The 16701-nt window shown below is 71.8% G+C and carries 18 protein-coding genes; 12 read left to right on the top strand and 6 right to left on the bottom strand.

What is annotated here, in order from left to right; translation table 11 throughout:
• Positions 1–16 precede the first annotated feature (16 nt).
• The gene (locus tag K6U06_RS15925) at positions 17–1816 is read right to left on the bottom strand and encodes an MFS transporter (RefSeq protein WP_262322941.1); all 1800 of its coding nucleotides are present in this window, start codon (positions 1814–1816) and stop codon (positions 17–19) included.
• Between the two features lie 291 nt (positions 1817–2107).
• Positions 2108–2896, bottom strand: coding sequence for a polyphosphate kinase 2 family protein (locus tag K6U06_RS15920; RefSeq protein WP_262322940.1), 789 nt, complete (start codon positions 2894–2896; stop codon positions 2108–2110).
• Positions 2897–2994: 98 nt separating this feature from the next.
• On the opposite strand from K6U06_RS15920, the gene K6U06_RS15915 reads away from it, so the two are divergent.
• A complete protein-coding gene (locus tag K6U06_RS15915) occupies positions 2995–3477 on the top strand; it encodes a peroxiredoxin (RefSeq protein WP_262322939.1) in 483 nt (160 codons plus the stop codon).
• Positions 3478–3559: 82 nt separating this feature from the next.
• Here the strand turns inward: K6U06_RS15915 and K6U06_RS15910 are convergent, their stop codons facing one another.
• The 3 genes from K6U06_RS15910 to K6U06_RS15900 form a co-directional block, all read right to left on the bottom strand.
• A complete protein-coding gene (locus K6U06_RS15910; RefSeq protein ID WP_262322938.1) occupies positions 3560–3985 on the bottom strand; it encodes a PaaI family thioesterase in 426 nt (141 codons plus the stop codon).
• On the bottom strand, positions 3978–4640 hold the full coding sequence (locus tag K6U06_RS15905; protein WP_262322937.1) for a TetR/AcrR family transcriptional regulator: 663 nt from the start codon (positions 4638–4640) through the stop codon (positions 3978–3980). Before K6U06_RS15905 ends, K6U06_RS15910 begins: the two co-directional genes overlap by 8 nt.
• 298 nt (positions 4641–4938) lie before the next feature.
• Positions 4939–6063, bottom strand: a complete 1125-nt coding sequence (locus K6U06_RS15900) for a hypothetical protein (protein ID WP_262322936.1) — start codon at positions 6061–6063, stop codon at positions 4939–4941.
• 266 nt (positions 6064–6329) lie between these two features.
• On the opposite strand from K6U06_RS15900, the gene K6U06_RS15895 reads away from it, so the two are divergent.
• Entirely contained in the window at positions 6330–7151 is an 822-nt protein-coding gene (locus K6U06_RS15895; protein ID WP_262322935.1) for a GGDEF domain-containing protein, read from the top strand.
• 271 nt (positions 7152–7422) lie between these two features.
• Here K6U06_RS15895 and K6U06_RS15890 read toward each other — a convergent pair whose 3' ends face one another.
• Complete coding sequence (locus tag K6U06_RS15890; protein ID WP_262322934.1) at positions 7423–8691, bottom strand: DUF5317 domain-containing protein; 1269 nt, start codon at positions 8689–8691, stop codon at positions 7423–7425.
• A 198-nt stretch (positions 8692–8889) separates the two neighbouring features.
• Between K6U06_RS15890 and K6U06_RS15885 the strand changes: the two genes are divergently transcribed.
• The 10 genes from K6U06_RS15885 (at position 8890) to K6U06_RS15840 (ending at position 16622) form a co-directional block, all read left to right on the top strand.
• Positions 8890–9630, top strand: coding sequence for a cytochrome c biogenesis CcdA family protein (locus K6U06_RS15885; protein WP_262322933.1), 741 nt, complete (start codon positions 8890–8892; stop codon positions 9628–9630).
• A 68-nt stretch (positions 9631–9698) separates the two neighbouring features.
• Complete coding sequence (gene ccmA, locus K6U06_RS15880) at positions 9699–10418, top strand: heme ABC exporter ATP-binding protein CcmA (protein WP_262322932.1); 720 nt, start codon at positions 9699–9701, stop codon at positions 10416–10418.
• Positions 10408–11076: a heme exporter protein CcmB gene (locus K6U06_RS15875; RefSeq protein ID WP_262322931.1), complete on the top strand. Its 669-nt coding sequence runs from the start codon at positions 10408–10410 to the stop codon at positions 11074–11076. The genes ccmA and K6U06_RS15875 overlap by 11 nt, the downstream gene beginning before the upstream one ends.
• Positions 11073–11885 (top strand): cytochrome c biogenesis protein CcsA, encoded by an 813-nt coding sequence (ccsA, locus tag K6U06_RS15870; protein ID WP_262322930.1) that lies wholly within the window; start codon positions 11073–11075, stop codon positions 11883–11885. The genes K6U06_RS15875 and ccsA overlap by 4 nt, the downstream gene beginning before the upstream one ends.
• Positions 11882–12007, top strand: a complete 126-nt coding sequence (locus K6U06_RS15865) for a hypothetical protein (RefSeq protein ID WP_262322929.1) — start codon at positions 11882–11884, stop codon at positions 12005–12007. Before ccsA ends, K6U06_RS15865 begins: the two co-directional genes overlap by 4 nt.
• The gene (locus K6U06_RS15860; RefSeq protein WP_262322928.1) at positions 11998–12480 is read left to right on the top strand and encodes a cytochrome c maturation protein CcmE; all 483 of its coding nucleotides are present in this window, start codon (positions 11998–12000) and stop codon (positions 12478–12480) included. Before K6U06_RS15865 ends, K6U06_RS15860 begins: the two co-directional genes overlap by 10 nt.
• Complete coding sequence (locus K6U06_RS15855) at positions 12477–14534, top strand: heme lyase CcmF/NrfE family subunit (protein WP_262322927.1); 2058 nt, start codon at positions 12477–12479, stop codon at positions 14532–14534. The genes K6U06_RS15860 and K6U06_RS15855 overlap by 4 nt, the downstream gene beginning before the upstream one ends.
• Positions 14531–15133, top strand: coding sequence for a TlpA family protein disulfide reductase (locus K6U06_RS15850; RefSeq protein WP_262322926.1), 603 nt, complete (start codon positions 14531–14533; stop codon positions 15131–15133). Before K6U06_RS15855 ends, K6U06_RS15850 begins: the two co-directional genes overlap by 4 nt.
• Positions 15130–15717: a cytochrome c-type biogenesis protein CcmH gene (locus K6U06_RS15845; RefSeq protein ID WP_262322925.1), complete on the top strand. Its 588-nt coding sequence runs from the start codon at positions 15130–15132 to the stop codon at positions 15715–15717. Before K6U06_RS15850 ends, K6U06_RS15845 begins: the two co-directional genes overlap by 4 nt.
• Positions 15714–16622, top strand: a complete 909-nt coding sequence (locus tag K6U06_RS15840) for a tetratricopeptide repeat protein (RefSeq protein WP_262322924.1) — start codon at positions 15714–15716, stop codon at positions 16620–16622. Before K6U06_RS15845 ends, K6U06_RS15840 begins: the two co-directional genes overlap by 4 nt.
• Positions 16623–16701: the final 79 nt, after the last annotated feature.

Below are 16701 nucleotides of genomic sequence, written 5' to 3'. Positions count from 1 at the left end.
TCTAGGAGAGGGTGGTTCAGGCGGTGGTGCCGAGCTTGGCCAGCTCCGCTTGGACCAGCGCCTCGTGGGCTTCCTCGTCGGCCTTGGCCTTGGCCGGGCTCCAGCGGCCCTTCATGAGCGGGACGACCGCCAGGAAGAACAGGATGCACCCGAAGCAGATCCAGTACCAGTCCTTCCACTGCCCAGACGTCTCCTTGGCGGCCTTTTGGACCGCCGCAGCGTGCGCCTGCAGGTAGGGGAACACGTTGGCCGGCACCTTCTGCAACGCCTGCAGCTGGGTCGCGTTGGCCGCCAGCTGCGTCAGCTGCGCCGAGTACGGGGCCAGCGTCTGCAGCTGCGGCGCGGCGGCGACCACCGCTTGGATGGCGGCCTGGTTGGCCGCCACCGTCTGCAAGGCGGCCACCCCGGTTGCGCCCCCGCCGAGGTCCTGCACCGCCTTGGCTTGCAGCGTCGGGTCGGTCGGGTTGCTCTGCAGGCCGATGAAGGTGGCCGGATCCTTCTGGATCGCCGCCAGCTCCGGCGCGAACTTCTGGGCGTCGGCAGCCTGGGTCGCGTACTTCTGCGCGGTGGCGACCACCTGCGGATGGGTCTGCACGAAGGTGATCAGGTCGGCGTGCGACTGGGCGAACGCGATCTGAGGCCCGTACTCGGCGGCGTAGGTCTGGACCGTCGTGCCGTAGTTGACCAACGGGTTCACAGTGGTCACCACGTGGGGCAGGACCATGTAGGCGACGAAGACCGTGACCCGGAGGATCCATCCCCAGATGGCCAGGCCGGTCGCGGTGAGCGCCGGGTTGCGGGCCTCGACGGTCTCGGTGAAGCTCGCCATCCACGGGGTGTAGGCCACGCCGAGCGAGATCGACAGGGCGGCCAGCAGGATGGCGAGGTGGTAGTAGCTGGTGTGGTGGCCGGCCTGCTCCAGGTAGACGACCATCATGATCGCCGAGGCCACGCCGCCCACGATCATCAGCGGCTTGCGGACCCGCAGGCGGTCTGACACAAGGCCGACGATGATCAGGGCGATGACGTTGAAGCCCCAGTTCCAGTTGCCGAGGCCGTTGCCGTCCTTGACCGAGAACCCGAACACCGTCGTGAAGTAGATGAGGCTGAATCCCACGGCGGTGTAGTAGATGAGCAGGAACACCGAGATGGCCAGGGCGGAGGCCACGACGTCAAGCTTGAGCAGCTGCTTGAACGGGCTGCGCAGCGCATCCTCGATATCGAGGCCCTTGGCTCGTGCTTCGACCAGAGCCCGGTCTCGCATGGAGACCATCAGCTGGTCGCGGAGGCCCGGCGACAGCTCTTTCATCCCGAACAAGGCGACTAGGAACACGACCAGGCCGGCGATCCCGCAGATCTTGTACTCGTGGACCCAAAACGCCGGGCTCGGTGATGCTCCGATGGTGTGGCTGGCGACGACCGCGACGATGAGGCTCCCGAGGACCGGGCCGGAGGTCCAAAAGCCCATTGCGGTGGCCCGGCCGGCCTGCGGGGAGAAGTCCCGGATCAGGGCGGGGGTGGCCACCAGACAGATCCCTTCCACCAATCCGACGAAGAAGCTCTCGATGGTGAACGGCCACTTGCTCGTCGCGGTCGGGAGGATGAAGGCGGTGATGACGCCGGTGACCAGCAGGCCGGCGACGACCAGGTTGGTGCGGCCGAGCCGGTCGGTGACTCCCGCCAGCAGCGAGCCGAACGCCCCGATGAGGTTGCCGACCGCCAGGGTCACGACGAGGAAGCTGAAGCTCATGTGGAGCTTGGCCAGGATGAGCGGCGACACCGAGCCCGCCACGTACAACTCGTAGTAGAGGGTCACGGTGGCGAGGACCGTGATCGCGAGGTATGCGATCCGCGGGCCGGTATCTGGATAGGTGTCGAGTTGCCGATGCGTCAGGCCGCCCAACAGGCCAGACCGACGCCCGGACGCGCTACCAGCTGCGGTAACCGTCAATGCATATTCCCCCTGGGAAGTGAGCGGGTACGTTCCCGACTTCGGGCGCAGCCTGCCACCTGCGGACGACGCTGTCCATCATCCCCCCCAGTTTTTTCTCGGGGGTGGGAGGCTTCGCGGCAATCGGGACACATGTCCCGGTCGGGGATTGCCGCTCTAGCGGACGTCCGGCCCGGCGTTGGCCGTCAGCGGGGGCGGCACTTCGATGCCCACCCGGCGCATGCCTTCCTCGGTGCGGGCGATCACCGTCTCGAGGACCTCCACCCGGGCCCAGCGCTTGTCCTCCGCCGCGATGAGGTCCCACGGCCCCAGGGGATGGTCGGTCTTTTGGAGCATGTCGTGGACCGCCTCCTCGTAGTGCGAACGCTTCTCCCGGTTGCGCCAGTCCTCGGCGCCGAGCTTCCAGCTCTTCAGCGGGTTGCCCTGGCGGCGCTCGAAGCGGCGCAGCTGTTCCTCGTGGGAGATGTGAAGCCAGAGCTTGATCACCACCATCCCTTCCTGACCGAGGGAGTGCTCGAACTGGGAGATCTCGTCGTAGGCGCGCGACCACTGCTCGTCGGTGGCGAAGCCCTCCACCCGCTCAACGAGCACCCGCCCGTACCACGAGCGGTCGAACACCGCCATGCCCCCCCAGCCGGGAAGACTCGGGAAGAACCTCCAGAGGAAGTGGTGGCGCTTCTCGTCGAAAGTGGGCTTGGCGAAGGACGCGACCCGGACGTGGCGAGGGTCCAGGTGGCCGACGAGCCGCTTGATGGCGCCCCCCTTGCCGGCCGCGTCCCAGCCCTCGAAGACGATGCAGACCGGTGGGCCGAGGCGCCCGTCGCCCATCAACCCGGCGTTGACCAGGCGCAGCTGCAGCATGCGCTTCTGACCGGCCTCGATCCGCTCGGCTTCTTCCGCCTTGGACAGCTTGCGGGACAGGTCGACCTCGTCCAGGTTGGGCACCCGCACATTCAAGCCGCGGCGAACGGTTCGTTCCTACCCGGGCCGACTTGGGGCGGTTCGCCCATACGATGCTGCGGTCCGACCGACAAGGAGCATCTATGACTATTGCTGTGGGCGACACCATCCCCGACGTCACCGTCCAGATCCCGACTCCCGACGGGCCCAAGGCCGTCCAGACCAAAGAGCTGCTCGGCAAGGGCAAGGTCGTGCTCTTCGGGGTACCCGGGGCCTTCACCCCCACCTGCTCCGACTACCACCTGCCCGGATTCGTGCTGCGCGCCGAGGAGCTTGGCGCCAAGGGCGTCGACACCATCGCGTGCATGGCCGTCAACGACGCGTTCGTGATGGGGGCGTGGGGGGAGGCGCAGAACGTAGGTGAGTCAGTGGTGCTCATCGCCGACGGCTCCGCGGTCTTCACCAAGGCACTGGGACTCGAGTTCGATCTCTCCGGCGGAGGTCTCGGGGTGCGAGGGCGGCGTTTCGCCGCCATCCTGGAGGACGGCGTGGTCAAGGACCTCGCGGTCGAGGAGGGCGGCGGCCTGGACGTCTCCAGCGCCGACGCAGTGCTGGCCAAGCTCTGAGCCCCCCTCGGACCTGAGAGAGCAGCACCGGGGCTGCCGGCCGGCGTCACCAGCGCCACGCCGGCCGGCGGCGCCAGCCGGGTCAGTCGCGGGCGGTGAGCAGGTAGGTGGAGGAGGCCCGGGCGATCACCACGCCGTCGGCGTCGGTCAGCTCCGCCTCGACGAAGGTGGTGCGTCTCCCCCCGGCGACCGCCGTGGCCGTGCAGGTCAACACCTGCCCGGTGCGGGCCGGCTTGAAGAAGGAGATGCGCAGGTCGGTGTTGGCCACGAACACCTTGCGCTCCTTGTTGTAGGTGACCGCCGACGCCGACATCGCCGTGTCGGCCAGAGCGGTGACGATGCCGCCTTGCACCGCGCCGACCGGGTTGGCGAAGCGCTCGTCGGCGTCCATCTCCCAGACGGTTACGCCCGGCACCGACTTGTCGACGCAGCGCAGCCCGAGCAGCACGTCGCAGTTGGGCGGGATCTGGAGGGCCGGACGCCCGGGCTCGGAAGGGGAGTCAGTCATCTTGAACCCGGCCCTGCCCTGGGAGGGACCGCAGGCCGGCCCACACCAGCGTCGAGAGACGCTCCGCCAGCTGCCTGCCCTCGGCGGGATCCAGAACCGTACCGCCGCTGCCGCCGGCGGCTCGCGCGGCCTCCTCGGTGCGATGCACCCACTGGCGGGCGGTGACCTCGGCCAAGCCGACGATGCCGTAGCCGAGCAGCTCGCGGTGGTCCTTGTCGATGCTGGCCTCGATGAAGGTGCCGATGACCTCGGCCACCGAGTCCTCCAAGCGGCGGATGACCTCGGAGAAGTCGTCGCTTTGGCGGGCCGCGCTGTTGAACAGCAGATGGAACGAGCTGGTGCGCTCGCCGACGAACTGGAAGTACGCCTCGAAACCGGCCAGCACCCGCCGGCGCGGCGTGTCGGCGGTCTCGGCCCGGGCGGCGATGGTGCGCAGCATCTCCGCGCCGACCGTCTCGAGCAACTCGACGTAGAGGGTCCGCTTGGAGGGGAAATGCTGGTACAGCACCGGCTTGGTGACCCCAGCCTCCTCGGCGATGTCGTCCATCGACGTGCCGTGAAACCCCTTGGCGCCGAACTGGGCCAAGGCCGCCTCGAGGAGCTGGTCCCGGCGAAGGGCGGCCGGGAGCCGCTGCTGGCGCACCACTGGGGTCATCGGCACAAGCGTTGACGCAGGCCCGAGCGCGCGACTGTCTCGGCGGGAACGTGGTCGGTCATGGGGCTCCTGGTGGCATCCGGCCGGCACCTCTCCGCCAGGCCCGGAAACGGCCAGGCTAGCGCCGCCCGCGCGGAGGCGCGACAGGGGCCAAGGGCAGAGAAGGACCCTGCCCCAGGCTCGCCGAACAACTCAGCCGTGCGCCCCCCCCAGTCGAGCCCGTCGAGGACCACCACTCGCCCTCCCGAACCGCTGCGCCCGGTCCCCGCGACCAAGCCGGCGATCAGTCACCTCGCGGTCAAGGCCCGCCGGCGCCGCTTCCGCTTGCAGCCTCCCGCCGGCCGCTGAGCCGGCCACCCGGCGCCGGCTCAGCGGCGCTCGGCAGCGGCCAGCCGGCGCCGGTTATGACCTCAGCCAGACGATCCGGCAGGCTCCGCAGGTCGAGGTGGCGTCGCGCCACCGCGGCGTTGTGGTCGAGCAGCGCCTGGTCCGGCCGTTCGAGCCACGCCCGGATGGGTGGCGGGTCGGTCGCGTCGAACCAGCGGAAACCGAGGGCGGCGATCTCGCGGCCGACCGGGTAGGGGCCGACTGCGACCGGCCGGCGGTGGACGGCGGCCTCGACGGGAGGATTGCCGAACCCCTCCCAGAGCGACGGGAACGCCACCAGGTCGCACGCCGCGTACGCGTGGTGTACACCGGCGCTGCCTTGCATTGGCGGGGCCGGCCCTCGTCGCACCGGCACCCGGGCCGCGGCCAAGGCCGCGTCGAGGGTCGGGCCGTACCCCTCCTCGGGCGGACCGAGCAGCCAGTACACCGCGTCGAGGGCTTCGGCCAAGGCCAGCCCGGCCGGCACGTCCTTGCGCGGCAGCGCCCGGGTCGGCTGGAGCACCAGTCGCACGCCGTCGCCGATGCCGAGGGCCTCGCGGCAGGCCTTGCGGTCGCCGGCGGGCGGGTTGGTGTCGAACGTGTTGGGCACGGTGGTCGCGTCGATGCCACGCTGCGCCAGCTGCCGGCGCGACAACTCGTTGATGGTCACGTGACGCCACGCCGGGTCGTCGGGAGGAGGCGGCGCGTCGGACCATCTGGCCCGCTGCCACGGCAGGTCATGGTGGTGCAGGATCGTCGGGCGCCCCCGCAGCTCACCGGCCAGCGCCGCCGCGGCTTCTACGTTGAGCGGCAGCGAGCACACATTCTCCACCACGGCCAGCGAGGCTCCGCCGAGCGCGGCGCGAAGCGCCGTCCGGTCGAGGGGAGGGGCGGGGACGCCGGTCACCGATTCGCCGACCGCCAGCCCGGGGATGATCACGTCGGCGTCGCCGGAGCCCGCCACCGTCCGCACCGCGTAGCCGAGGGCCCGCAGGGCGCCCGACCACTTAGCCGCTTCGACCGATACCCCGTCGGCGCCACCGAGGCGGAACGACACGACGACCGCCTCAGGAACATGCCTGCGCGCGTTGCGTAGCAACACTAAGAAAAACGGCTCCTTGTGCGGGCGAACCGACCGCGGTCGGTCGGGGACGGCTGGCCCGCCAGAGTACGCTGTGGCCGCGTTCAGCGACGTTCCAACACCGATCGCAGCGGGCTTGAATCCTCGCTCCGAGCGCGCAGGATCCGACTCCGCACAGCACCGAGAGGGCATACGTGCTTGACCTCACAGCCGAAGACCAGGGTGGCACAACTGGTCCTGTTATGGCGTTGGTCGAGGACGGCCCCGGCACGTTGCTGGAACTCCCCGGGCTCCTGGTGCGCGCTGACAGTGGTATCGCCTTCATCTACCAGGCGCTCGACGTGCTGGCGCTGAGGTTCGGCCTCGACGACGCGGTGGTGGTGGTCGAACCCCCCGCCGGCCGCCGCCAGGCTTTCCGGCTGCAGCGCCGGGTCGGCAGCCCCAGACCGGGGTCGTCGATCCCGCCCGTCGCGCTGGCCCGCCCCGGTCTCTACGCCGACCCGCCCTCGGTCGACAGCATCAGCGCCTCGTACCTGGTCGCTCTGGTGGAGGTGGCGCTGCGCTTGGACCTGCTCCGCCACGACGCCAGCCGGGATCCCCTGACCGGACTGCTCAACCGCCGTTCCTACGAGGAGGTGCTGCTCGAGTCGACGGCGCGCAGCCGCCGCTACGGGTGGCCGTTCGCGCTCGTCCTGCTGGACCTGGACCACTTCAAGGACATCAACGACCAGTGGGGTCATGGGAGGGGGGACGAGGCGCTGCGGACATTCGGCAGCGACCTCCGGGCCTGCCTGCGCACCGGGGACGTCGCCGCTCGGGTCGGCGGCGACGAGTTCGCCCTCCTCGTCCATGCGGTGAGCGAGCGCGACGAGGTGATGGGGCTGGTCGAACGCCTCAGGGTGAGCAGCGAGATCTCCGCCGGCGGGACCGGGCTGCGCTTCTCCGCTGGGGTGGCGTTCTTCCCCGACGACGCCACCGAGCCGGCCGCTTTGACCAAGGTGGCCGACAGCCGCCTCTACGCCGACAAGGGTTCTCATCTCGCTCGCCCCGACGGGCACCGGTGACGAGACCATCGTGAGACCGAGCACCCCGATGCCCCGTGACGACCTGGCGCAACTGGAGCTCGAGCTCCGCCAGATCGAGGGCGTGGTGCTGGTCGCGTTCACCCAGCGCGACGAGGTGATCGCCATAGAGCTCACCCTCGACGAGGGTGTCGGCGCCGACGAGGTGCGGGCCCGGGCCGGCCGGCTGGCGGAATCGCAGCTGGACGGACCTGTCGCGCTGAACGTGATCGAGGCGACGCCGAGCGTTCCAGAGGCGGGCCCCGGGTCGCGTCTACGGGTCCAGCTGCTCGCCGTGGCCGCCCTGGCCGGCGGCCGCATCGAGGTCCACCTCGCCTACCGCGGCCGGCGGGCGGTCACCTCCTGCGTGGCCGGGGACCGGCTGGCGGTCGCCGGGGCGGTGCTCGAAGGCCTCGGGGAACTCGGGCTCAGGGTTCCATTTGAAGCGACTGCGGTACACGTCCTCTCCGGCGATCTCGGCGAGGGAGCCATGGTCCAGCTCCGTCACGAGGGGTTGAGCGCCACCCGGAGGGGTCTCGCCGGCGGGCGCCGGGAAGAGGAGTCGATCGCCCGGGCCGTCCTCAACGGGCTCAACCGGTACCTGGAGGACGGGCGCCGCAGCGGCCTGCTGTCGAGCGAGGGACCCGGGGGCCTCCACTCCCGTCCCGAAGGGCCCGCCACCCCCGCGCTCCACCACAGCCCGGCCGCCCACCAGGGTCCCGCCGCGCACCACGGACCGCTGGCCAGCTACGGCCCACTCGCCAACCGCGGGCCGCTCGCCAACCGCGGTCTCGCCAGCCGGCACGCTCCGGGCGGAAACCTCGGCCCAGGCGACCTGACCCACCCGGCCTGAGGCCGGAGGGCGATCCCCGTCGGCGGGCGGCCGGACCGTGCCGACCGCCAGCCGGGAGCCGAAGCCGGCCACTCGGGAGCCGAAGCCGGCCAGGCCCGACGACACTGCGGCCAGGCCCGGCGAGACTGCGGCCAGGCGCGGCGAGATTGCGGCCAGGCGCGGCGGCCGGAGCCAGTCGAGCGCGGCGACGGCCACCCCGACGACCAGCAGGACGTCGCCGGCGGAGAGCACCTGGTGGCCGAGAGCGAGCGGCCACCGGTCGTCGAGCCAGGTCAGCACGTCGCCGGCTGCCTGCCGGTGGTGCAGCAGGCCGTAGTCGACCCCCTGCGCCAGCCCGGGGCGGGCCGCTCCCGCTGACACCAAGGCTGCAGGGTCGACGGGCATCCCGCCGTTGAGGGTGATGACCGCGGCGTTGGCGCCCACGCCGAACGCACCCACCGCGGCCCCGGCCAGCCCCCGGTTGCACCAGAGGAAGGCGGCCAGGCAGACCAGGCCGGCCACGTCGAGGAACGGGCCGGCGCCTCGCAGCCCGAGCGGGGAACCCAGGCCGACGTGGGAGGCCAGGAGCTGCAGACCGGCGCCCGGCACCACCAGCCCCAGCGCCCGGACGCGTCTCGCCCTGGCCGGCCGACCCCCGAGGGCCAGCCCGGCCCCGAGGCCGATCGCCACGGCGACAACGGTCACCAACATCGGTATCGACGCTACCGGCGATCCATCCCGACCAAGGCGGATCCCGCCGGCCGGGCCGGCCGCCGCCCGGGAGCGGCAGGCCGGCAGCCGGCCGCCGCCGCGGCCACGGGATCAGGTGCCATCATTGTCGCTCCGCCCCCCGCCACCCGTCGGCGGGGCGCTGCGGGCCCCCTCACCGTGACCGGCAACCACCTCATCATGCACTCGCCGATCGGGTTCGTCGTCGCGTTCGGGGCCGGGATCGTCTCGTTCCTCTCGCCGTGCGTCCTGCCGCTCGTGCCGTCGTACCTGTCGATGATGTCGGGGGTCGGCGGCGCTCAGCTGGCGACCGCGACGGGCACCGACCAGCGGCGGCTGCTGCGCTCGACGCTGCTGTTCGTCGCCGGCTTCACGGTCGTTTTCGCCGGTCTGGAGGCCACCGCCAACGGGGTCAGCGATTCCCTGCGCCGTCACCAGACCGGCCTCGATCAGGTGGCCGGAGTGGTGATCATCCTCGCCGGCTTGGCGTTCGCCGGGTTTCGGCCGCGGCTGATGGAACGGGAGCGGCGCTGGCAGGTGCTGCCATCCAAGCTCGGCGAGTGGGCCGCACCGGTGATGGGGATGGCCTTCGCGTTCGGGTGGACGCCCTGCATCGGACCGGCGCTGGCCGCGGTCCTCAGCCTGGCGTCCGACACCCACACCCTGTGGCGAGGCGAGGCGATGCTGGTGGCGTTCTCGCTTGGGCTTGGCGTCCCGTTCATCGCCGCCGGGGTGGCCTTCGGGCGCCTGACCGGCGTGTTGGCCTTCGCCAAGGCCCACGTCCGTGGCATCAACGTCGTGTCCGGCCTGTTCCTGGCCGGCCTGGGGGTTCTGCTGCTGACCGGCAGCGTCCACACGCTGTCGTCGTGGGCCACCACTTTGCTCGACGACTTGGGTCTCAGCCGACTGTCGACGGTGTAGCCCGGCGACGGGTGTCACGCTGCCCCGGATGGAGATACGGGGGCAGCACTAAGTACCGTTAGGGGTCCGTGGTCGATCCCGCCATCCGCTTTCGCAGCGCCGTCGCGCTCGTCGGGCGCTTCCCAGTCCTGGCCGGCGTCGACTTCGACGTCGCCCGGGGTGAGATCGTGCTGCTCCAGGGTCCCAACGGCGCCGGCAAGACCAGCCTCCTGCGGGCCTGCGCCGGTCTGCTCCCGGTCGTGCAGGGCAGCGCCCAGGTGCTCGGGTCCGACCTGATCGCCGACCCGCGGGCGGTACGCCGGCGCGTCGGGTTGCTCGGCCACCACTCGGCGCTCTACGACGACCTGCGGGTGAGCGAGAACGTCCGCTTCGCGGTTCGGGCCGCAGGCGGGCGGGCCGACGGAGTCGACGCCGCTCTGGACACCCTGGGACTGACCGGGCGACTGGCCAGCACCCCCGTCGGCGGCCTGTCGGCCGGCCAGCGACGGCGGGTGGCGCTGGCGGTGCTCGTGGCCAGGGCCCCCGAGCTGTGGCTGCTCGACGAACCCCACGCCGGCCTCGACGCCGAGCACCGCGACCTGTTGGACGCCCTGGTGCGAACCGCAGTGGTCAAAGGGGCGACGGTGGTGCTGGCCTCGCACGAACAAGACCGGGCCCATGCGCTGGCCGGGCGCGTCGTCGAGGTGGCCGGCGGCGTGGTCAACGCCCTCACCCCCGAGCCGTCCGCACCCGCCGAGGACCTGGCCCCCGACGGATCCGAGTCGAGAGGCGCCGCCCATGTGGCGTGACGCGCTGCTCGTCGCCGGCAAGGACCTGCGGGTCGAGGCCCGCAGCCGGGTCGCCACCAACCAGGTCGCCCCCTACGCCCTGGTGATCCTCCTGCTGTTCGGTTTCGCGTTCGACTCCAACCGCCCGTTGCTGGTGCAAGCCGGGCCCGGGTTGTTCTGGGTGGCGGTGCTGCTGTGTTCGCTGCTGGCAGTGCAGCGCAGCTTCGCCATCGAGGCCGCCGACGGGGCTCGCGACGGTCTGCGCCTCTCCGGGCTGGACCCCGCCGGCATCTTCCTCGGCAAGGCCGCGGCGGTGGCCGCGGTGCTCGCCGGGCTCGAGGTCCTGCTCGGAGTCGGGATCGTGATCCTCTACGGCACCGGGCTACACGACCCGCTGCTGCTGATCGCGACCGCCGTGCTGGCCACCGCCGGGCTCGGCGCGGCCGGCACCGTCTACGGGATCATGGCCGCCGGTCTCAAGGTCCGCGAGACCCTCCTGCCGCTGCTCATCCTGCCCGTCGTCGCCCCGGTCCTCCTCGCCGCCACCCAGGCGTGGCGGGCCGCTCTCGGGCTGTCCGCTGACAACGGCTGGCGGTGGCTGACCCTGCTCGGCTGCTTCGCCGCGATCTACTTGACCCTCGGGGTGCTCGGCTTCGGCACCCTCCTGGAGGAAGCATGACAACCAACGCCGCCCCCGCGGCCCCGTCCCGCCACCCCGGCACCGGCAACCTCACCACCCGGGTCCTCGGCGTCGTGGCGCTCGTCGCCCTGGCCCTGACCGCCTGGCTGGGGCTGGTCGTGTCCCCGCCCGACGTGGTGCAGGGGCAGCTGGTGCGGCTCATCTACGTGCATCCGGCGGTGGCGACCGTGGCCTACCTCGGTTTCGGGGTGTGCGCGTTGTCGAGCCTGGCGTGGCTGTGGCCCCGCACCCGCAGCCGGCGCTGGGACGCCCTGGCCGGGGCGTCGGCCGAGGTCGGGGTGATGTTCTGCGCGTTGACGCTGGCCACCGGATCCATCTGGGGCCGGGCGTCGTGGGGGGTGTGGTGGACCTGGGACGCCCGCCTGACCCTGACCGCCCTTTTGTTCGCGGTGTTCATCGGCTACCTGGGGCTGCGCCGCACCGGCGGCTCACCCGAAGGGCGGGCCCGGCGTTCCGCGGTGGCCGCCATCGTCTGCTTCCTGGTGGTGCCCGTCGACCGGGAAGCCACCAACTGGTGGCAGACTTTGCACCAGGGCAACACCATCACCCGGTCCAATCCGACCATCCACGGCTGGCAGCTGGCCACCATCTCGCTGTCGTTCGTGGCGTTCTGCCTGCTGTTCGCTTGGGTCTTGATCCACCGCTACCGCGTCGAGCTGCTCGAGGACCGCTACGAGCACGAGGGCTTCGCCCTGGCCCTCTCCCAGCGGCGGGCAGAGGGTACCGGCGCCGCCGCGTCCCCTTCCCCTGAAGCGGCGGCGCCCGCGCCCGAGGCCCCGGTCCGATGAGCTACGTCTGGGCCGGTTACGGCGTCACCGCGTTCGGCGTGGTTGCCTACGTCTGGCGGGTGCTGCATCGGGGCCGGGTCCTGTCCCGCTCCCTTCCCCCCGAGGAGCGCACATGGCAGTAGACACAATTTCTCCACCTTCTCAGCCGCTGCGGTCGAGGCGGGGGTGGCTGGCGTCGCGCCGCCGGCAGGTCGTCGCCGGGCTGGTGATCCTCGCCGCCCTCGGGTTCCTCGCCTTCCAGGGTCTGTCCAACGCCACCCAGTACTTCAAGACCGCCGACCAGGCGGTGGCCGACAAGGCGAGGCTCGGCACCAGCCAGTTCCGCCTGGAGGGAACCGTCGAGCCGGGCATCCGCCACGACCCGTCCGGCACCGAGTTCGACGTCATCGCCAACAACGTCAGCGTCCACGTCATCGACTCGCAGCAGCCGCCGCAGCTGTTCAAGGTCGGGATCCCCGTCGTGCTCGAAGGCCACTGGCAGGGCAGCTACTACTCGGCGTTCCAGATCATGGTCAAGCACACCGCCAACTACGTCGAGTCCCACCCCGACCGGCTGAAGTCCCAGCTGCCCACCACCGCGACGAGCGCGCCGTGAACGCGTCGGTCGGCGTCGCCGCCATCCTCCTGGCGTTGCTGGGCGCGGTGGCCGGCGCGGTCACCACCACCGTCGGCGTGGTGAAGGGCCGCGACCGGCTGATGCGCACCGGGCGCAGCTACGTGTGGGTGGTCCTCCTTGGAGCGGTGATCGCCACCGTCGCCCTCCAGCACGCCCTGATAACCCGGGACTACACGCTGGCGTACGTGGCCCACAACGACGGCAACGGCACGCCGCTGCTGTTTCGTATCACTGCGATGTGGTCGGATCTGCAGGGCTCCATCCTGCTTTGGGCTTTGGTCCTGGCCGGCTACCTGGCGGCGATGGCGGTCCACTTCCGAGCGAGGATCACCGACCCGCTGGTGGCGTGGGCCACCGTGGTGGGGTTCCTCGTCGCGACCTTCTTCTTCGGGCTCATGCTGAGCGCGTCGGACCCCTTCGACCGTCTGTCCGGCGCTCCAGTGACCAACGGCCCGGGTCCCGACCCGCTGCTGCAGGACCATCTCCTGGTCGCGTTCCACCCGCCGCTCCTCTACCTGGGCCTGGTCGGCTTCACCATCCCCTTCGCGTTCGCGGTGGCCAGCCTGATCACCGGCCGGGTCGGCGAGGGGTGGATGGTCGAGACCCGCCGCTGGACCCTGTTCGCGTGGGCGTTCCTCTCCATCGGCATCGTCCTCGGGGCGTGGTGGAGCTACCAGGTCCTCGGATGGGGCGGATTCTGGGCGTGGGACCCGGTGGAGAACGCCGCGTTCATCCCGTGGCTGACCGCCACCGCCTACATCCACTCGGTCATGGTCCAGGAGCGCCGCGGGATGCTCAGGGTCTGGAACCTCTCGCTTGTGATGGCCACCTTCTCCCTGACCATCCTGGGTACGTTCCTCACCCGTTCCGGGGTCCTCAACTCCGTGCACTCCTTCTCCAACTCCAACATCGGGCCGGAGCTGCTCGGGTTCTTCGGCGTGGTGGTCGCCACCGCGGTCGGCTTGCTGGCCTGGCGCGGCGACCGGTTGCGTTCGCCGGGGATGATCGACTCGCCGGTGTCGCGGGAGGGCGCGTTCCTCGCCAACAACCTCCTGTTCGGCGCCTTCGCGCTGGTGGTGCTGCTCGGGACGGTCTTCCCGTTGATCGCGCAGGCCGTCAACGGGTCCGACATCACCGTCGGCGCCCCGTACTTCAACCAGCTGACCATGCCGATCGTGGTCTGCCTGCTGTTTTTGATGGCGGTGGCGCCGGTCCTGCCGTGGCGCAAAGCCTCGGCGGAGCTGCTGCGCACCCGCCTGCGCTGGCCTGCCGGCGCGGCGGCGCTGTGCCTGCTGCTGTGCGTGGTGTTCGGCGTCCGAGGGCTCAACCCGCTGCTGGCCTTCGGTCTGGGCGCGTTCGCGGCGACCTCGGCGCTGCGCCAGCTGGTGCTGGCCGTCCGCCGCCAGGGCCGGCGGGGGCTGGTCGGGCGGGTCAACGGCGGGATGATCGTCCACCTCGGGGTGGTGGTCATCGCGGTGGCGTTCGCGGCCAGCCACTCGTACACCCACCAGACCACGCTGGCCCTCGCTCCCGGGCAGACCGCTCGCTTCGAGGGGCACAGCTTCCAGTACCTCGGCATGCGCAGCACCGCGGACAGCCAGAAGAGCACCCTGTCGGCCCGGGTCCGCGTCGACGGCGGCCAGGTGTACGCCCCGGCCATCAGCCAGTACCCGATCGCCGCCGACACCGTCGGCACCCCCTCGGTGCGCAGCCGGCTCAACGACGACCTGTACTTGACGCTGGCCAACCCGCCGGCGACCGCCAACGGGGCGGCGACCATCGGGGTGACCGTCGAGCCGCTGGTCATGTGGGTGTGGATCGGCGGTGGGATCATCCTGCTCGGCACGGGGCTGGCCGCGTTCCCCGGCAAGCGGCGGCGCCGGCCGACGGACCCGGTCTCGGCGCTTCCCGACGACGGCGGATCGGTCGAGGACATGGTGGCGAAACCCGCCGGAGCTGACCCCGAGCCCGCCCCGGCGCTCACCCGCTCCCGGGCGCCCCGCCTGCGCGGGTGGCGGGCGGCCCAGTCATGACCGGAGCGACCATGACCGGCCCGGCCACGTCCGGCGGCGCGCCGGCGGCGGGTCCCGCTCCCCGCCGGCGGCTGATCATGTGGATCTCGCTGGGCGTCGCCGCGCTCCTGGCCGCGTTGGTGGCGGTCCTGGCGTCGTCGAGTCAGGCCGGGCAGAGCACGTCGCGCAGCCAGCTCATCGGCAAACCGGCGCCGGCGGTGTCGGGACCGGACCAGTCGGGCAAGACCGTGACCGTCGCCTCGTACCGAGGCCGGTGGCTGCTGGTCAACTTCGCCGCGTCGTGGTGCGGGCCGTGCCGAGAGGAGACGCCCCAGCTGATCGCCTTCGCGGACCGCCATACCGGGCCGGGCGCCCCGGCCATCATCACCATCGAGGAGGACGAGACCGACCTGGCGTCGCTGCGCAGCTTCCTCGCCGACCGTCACGCCACGTGGCCGGTCGTCGACGACACCAACGCCTTCGTCGACTACGGCTCCCAGGGCCTCCCCGAGTCCTACCTGGTCGATCCGCTGGGCACGATCGTGGCCAAGGTCACCGGCGGCGTCAACGCCGACGCTCTCGACAAGCTGATCGCCACCTACTCCGCGCCGGGCTCGTGAGCGCCGGCAGCCTGGTCCGGCGGTGGGGGATCTGGGCGGTGATCATCCTTGCCGCGCTCGGCGCGCTGGTCGTCGGGGCCAACCGACCCAGCCACCCGACCCTCGAGCAGCGCACGATGTCCCTGGCGTCCCAGGTCCGCTGCCCGGTGTGCGGAGGGGAGTCCGCGGCGCAGTCGCAGGTCGCGGCCGCGGTCGACATCCGCACCCAGATTCACCAGGAGCTGGCCGCCGGCACCCCGCCCCGCCAGGTCCTCGACAACATCGTCCGGGCCTACGGAACGAGCATCCTCGAGCGACCCCCGGCCCGTGGTATCGGACTGCTGGTATGGATCATCCCGATCGGGGTGGTGGTCGTCGGCGCGGCCGGCCTGGCCCTGGCCTTCGCCCGGTGGCGCCGGCCGGCCGCAGCAGCGGCCGGACGCGGCGGGGTCATGGCGACCGGGCCGGGAGCCCGTCCCGAGGACGAGGCGCTGGTGGCCCGGGCCCTCGGCGACGGGACGGCGGGAGCCGGCGACGGGACGGCGGGAGCCGGCGACGGGCCCGGGCCGGGGCGCGCCGGGCCGGTCGGAGAGGGAGGGGAGTGAGCGAGGTCCGCGCCGGCCACGCCGGGCCGGCCCGGGCGGTGCTCGAGGAGGAACGCGATTTCTTCCTCCGGTCGCTGCGCGACCTCGAGTCGGAGCGGGCCGCCGGCGACATCGACGACGTCGACTACGCGGCCTTGCGCTCCGACTACACCGCCCGCGCCGCCGCGGTCTTGCGCCGCCTCGAAGCCCTCGACGCGCCGCAAACCAGCGACGGGTCGGCAGAATACGCGCCGGAAGGAGACGGGTCGGCAGGAGACGGGTCGGCAGGAGGAGACGTCGGTCCCGCTCTCGCCGGAGGCCCCGAGGCCACTGACGCGAGCCAGGAACCGCCGCCCGCCGTCGCATCGTCACGGCGCTGGCGCCGCGGGCGGCGGCGGGTCGCCGCGGTGACGGTGGCGGCCGCACTGGCGGCCGGCGGGATCGCCTGGGCCGTAGTCGCCGCGACCGGAACCCGCCTCCCCGGCGAGGTGGCGTCGGGTCAGGCGGTCGGCCAAGAACAGGTCGCCAAGCTGCTCCTCGCCGCCCAGCAGGCCACCGCCAAAGGCGACGCGGTGACCGCCCTCAAGGACCTCCAGGCGGTGCTCAAGCAGAACCCCAACCAGGTGGAGGCGCTGGCGTCGGAGGGGTGGATCCTGGCCCAGACCCAGCAGCCCCAGCTGTTGACCCAAGGCATCGGCATGCTCAGCCGGGCCGTGCGCGTGGACCCGACGTACCCGCCGGCTCGGGTGTACCGAGGCGTCTCCTACCTGGCCGAAGGTGACTACGCCAACGCGGTCAGCGACCTGCAGTGGTACCTGGCCCACAACCCCGACCCGGCGCTGGTGGCACGGGTCCGCCAGGCCCTGGCCCAGGCCCAGGCCGGCGCCGCACGCAAGGCCCCGACGGTAACCACGCCGCAGGGATAGCGGCGGCGCCCGGTCGCTGCCCGCCGCTGGTCGTACGGGTAACCTCATCGCCGGCGGTCAGCAAAGCGGCCGCCGCCGG

The organism is Acidiferrimicrobium sp. IK, from assembly GCF_025499425.1.
Taxonomy (GTDB): Bacteria; Actinomycetota; Acidimicrobiia; order Acidimicrobiales; family Palsa-688; genus Acidiferrimicrobium.
Note: the sequence above shows the minus strand (reverse complement) of the source record. Positions and strands in the feature narration are given on the sequence as shown.

What these genes read in the sequence shown, in the direction of transcription:
- K6U06_RS15885 (WP_262322933.1), top strand. Translation starts at nt 8,890, where the DNA reads ATGCACTCGCCGATCGGGTTCGTCGTCGCGTTCGGGGCCGGGATCGTC.
- K6U06_RS15860 (WP_262322928.1), top strand. Translation starts at nt 11,998, where the DNA reads ATGGCAGTAGACACAATTTCTCCACCTTCTCAGCCGCTGCGGTCGAGG.
- K6U06_RS15895 (WP_262322935.1), top strand. Translation starts at nt 6,330, where the DNA reads ATGGCGTTGGTCGAGGACGGCCCCGGCACGTTGCTGGAACTCCCCGGG.
- K6U06_RS15915 (WP_262322939.1), top strand. Translation starts at nt 2,995, where the DNA reads ATGACTATTGCTGTGGGCGACACCATCCCCGACGTCACCGTCCAGATC.
- K6U06_RS15850 (WP_262322926.1), top strand. Translation starts at nt 14,531, where the DNA reads ATGACCGGAGCGACCATGACCGGCCCGGCCACGTCCGGCGGCGCGCCG.
- ccsA (WP_262322930.1), top strand. Translation starts at nt 11,073, where the DNA reads ATGACAACCAACGCCGCCCCCGCGGCCCCGTCCCGCCACCCCGGCACC.
- K6U06_RS15890 (WP_262322934.1), bottom strand. Translation starts at nt 8,691, where the DNA reads ATGTTGGTGACCGTTGTCGCCGTGGCGATCGGCCTCGGGGCCGGGCTG.
- K6U06_RS15910 (WP_262322938.1), bottom strand. Translation starts at nt 3,985, where the DNA reads ATGACTGACTCCCCTTCCGAGCCCGGGCGTCCGGCCCTCCAGATCCCG.
- K6U06_RS15865 (WP_262322929.1), top strand. Translation starts at nt 11,882, where the DNA reads ATGAGCTACGTCTGGGCCGGTTACGGCGTCACCGCGTTCGGCGTGGTT.
- K6U06_RS15905 (WP_262322937.1), bottom strand. Translation starts at nt 4,640, where the DNA reads ATGACCCCAGTGGTGCGCCAGCAGCGGCTCCCGGCCGCCCTTCGCCGG.
- K6U06_RS15875 (WP_262322931.1), top strand. Translation starts at nt 10,408, where the DNA reads ATGTGGCGTGACGCGCTGCTCGTCGCCGGCAAGGACCTGCGGGTCGAG.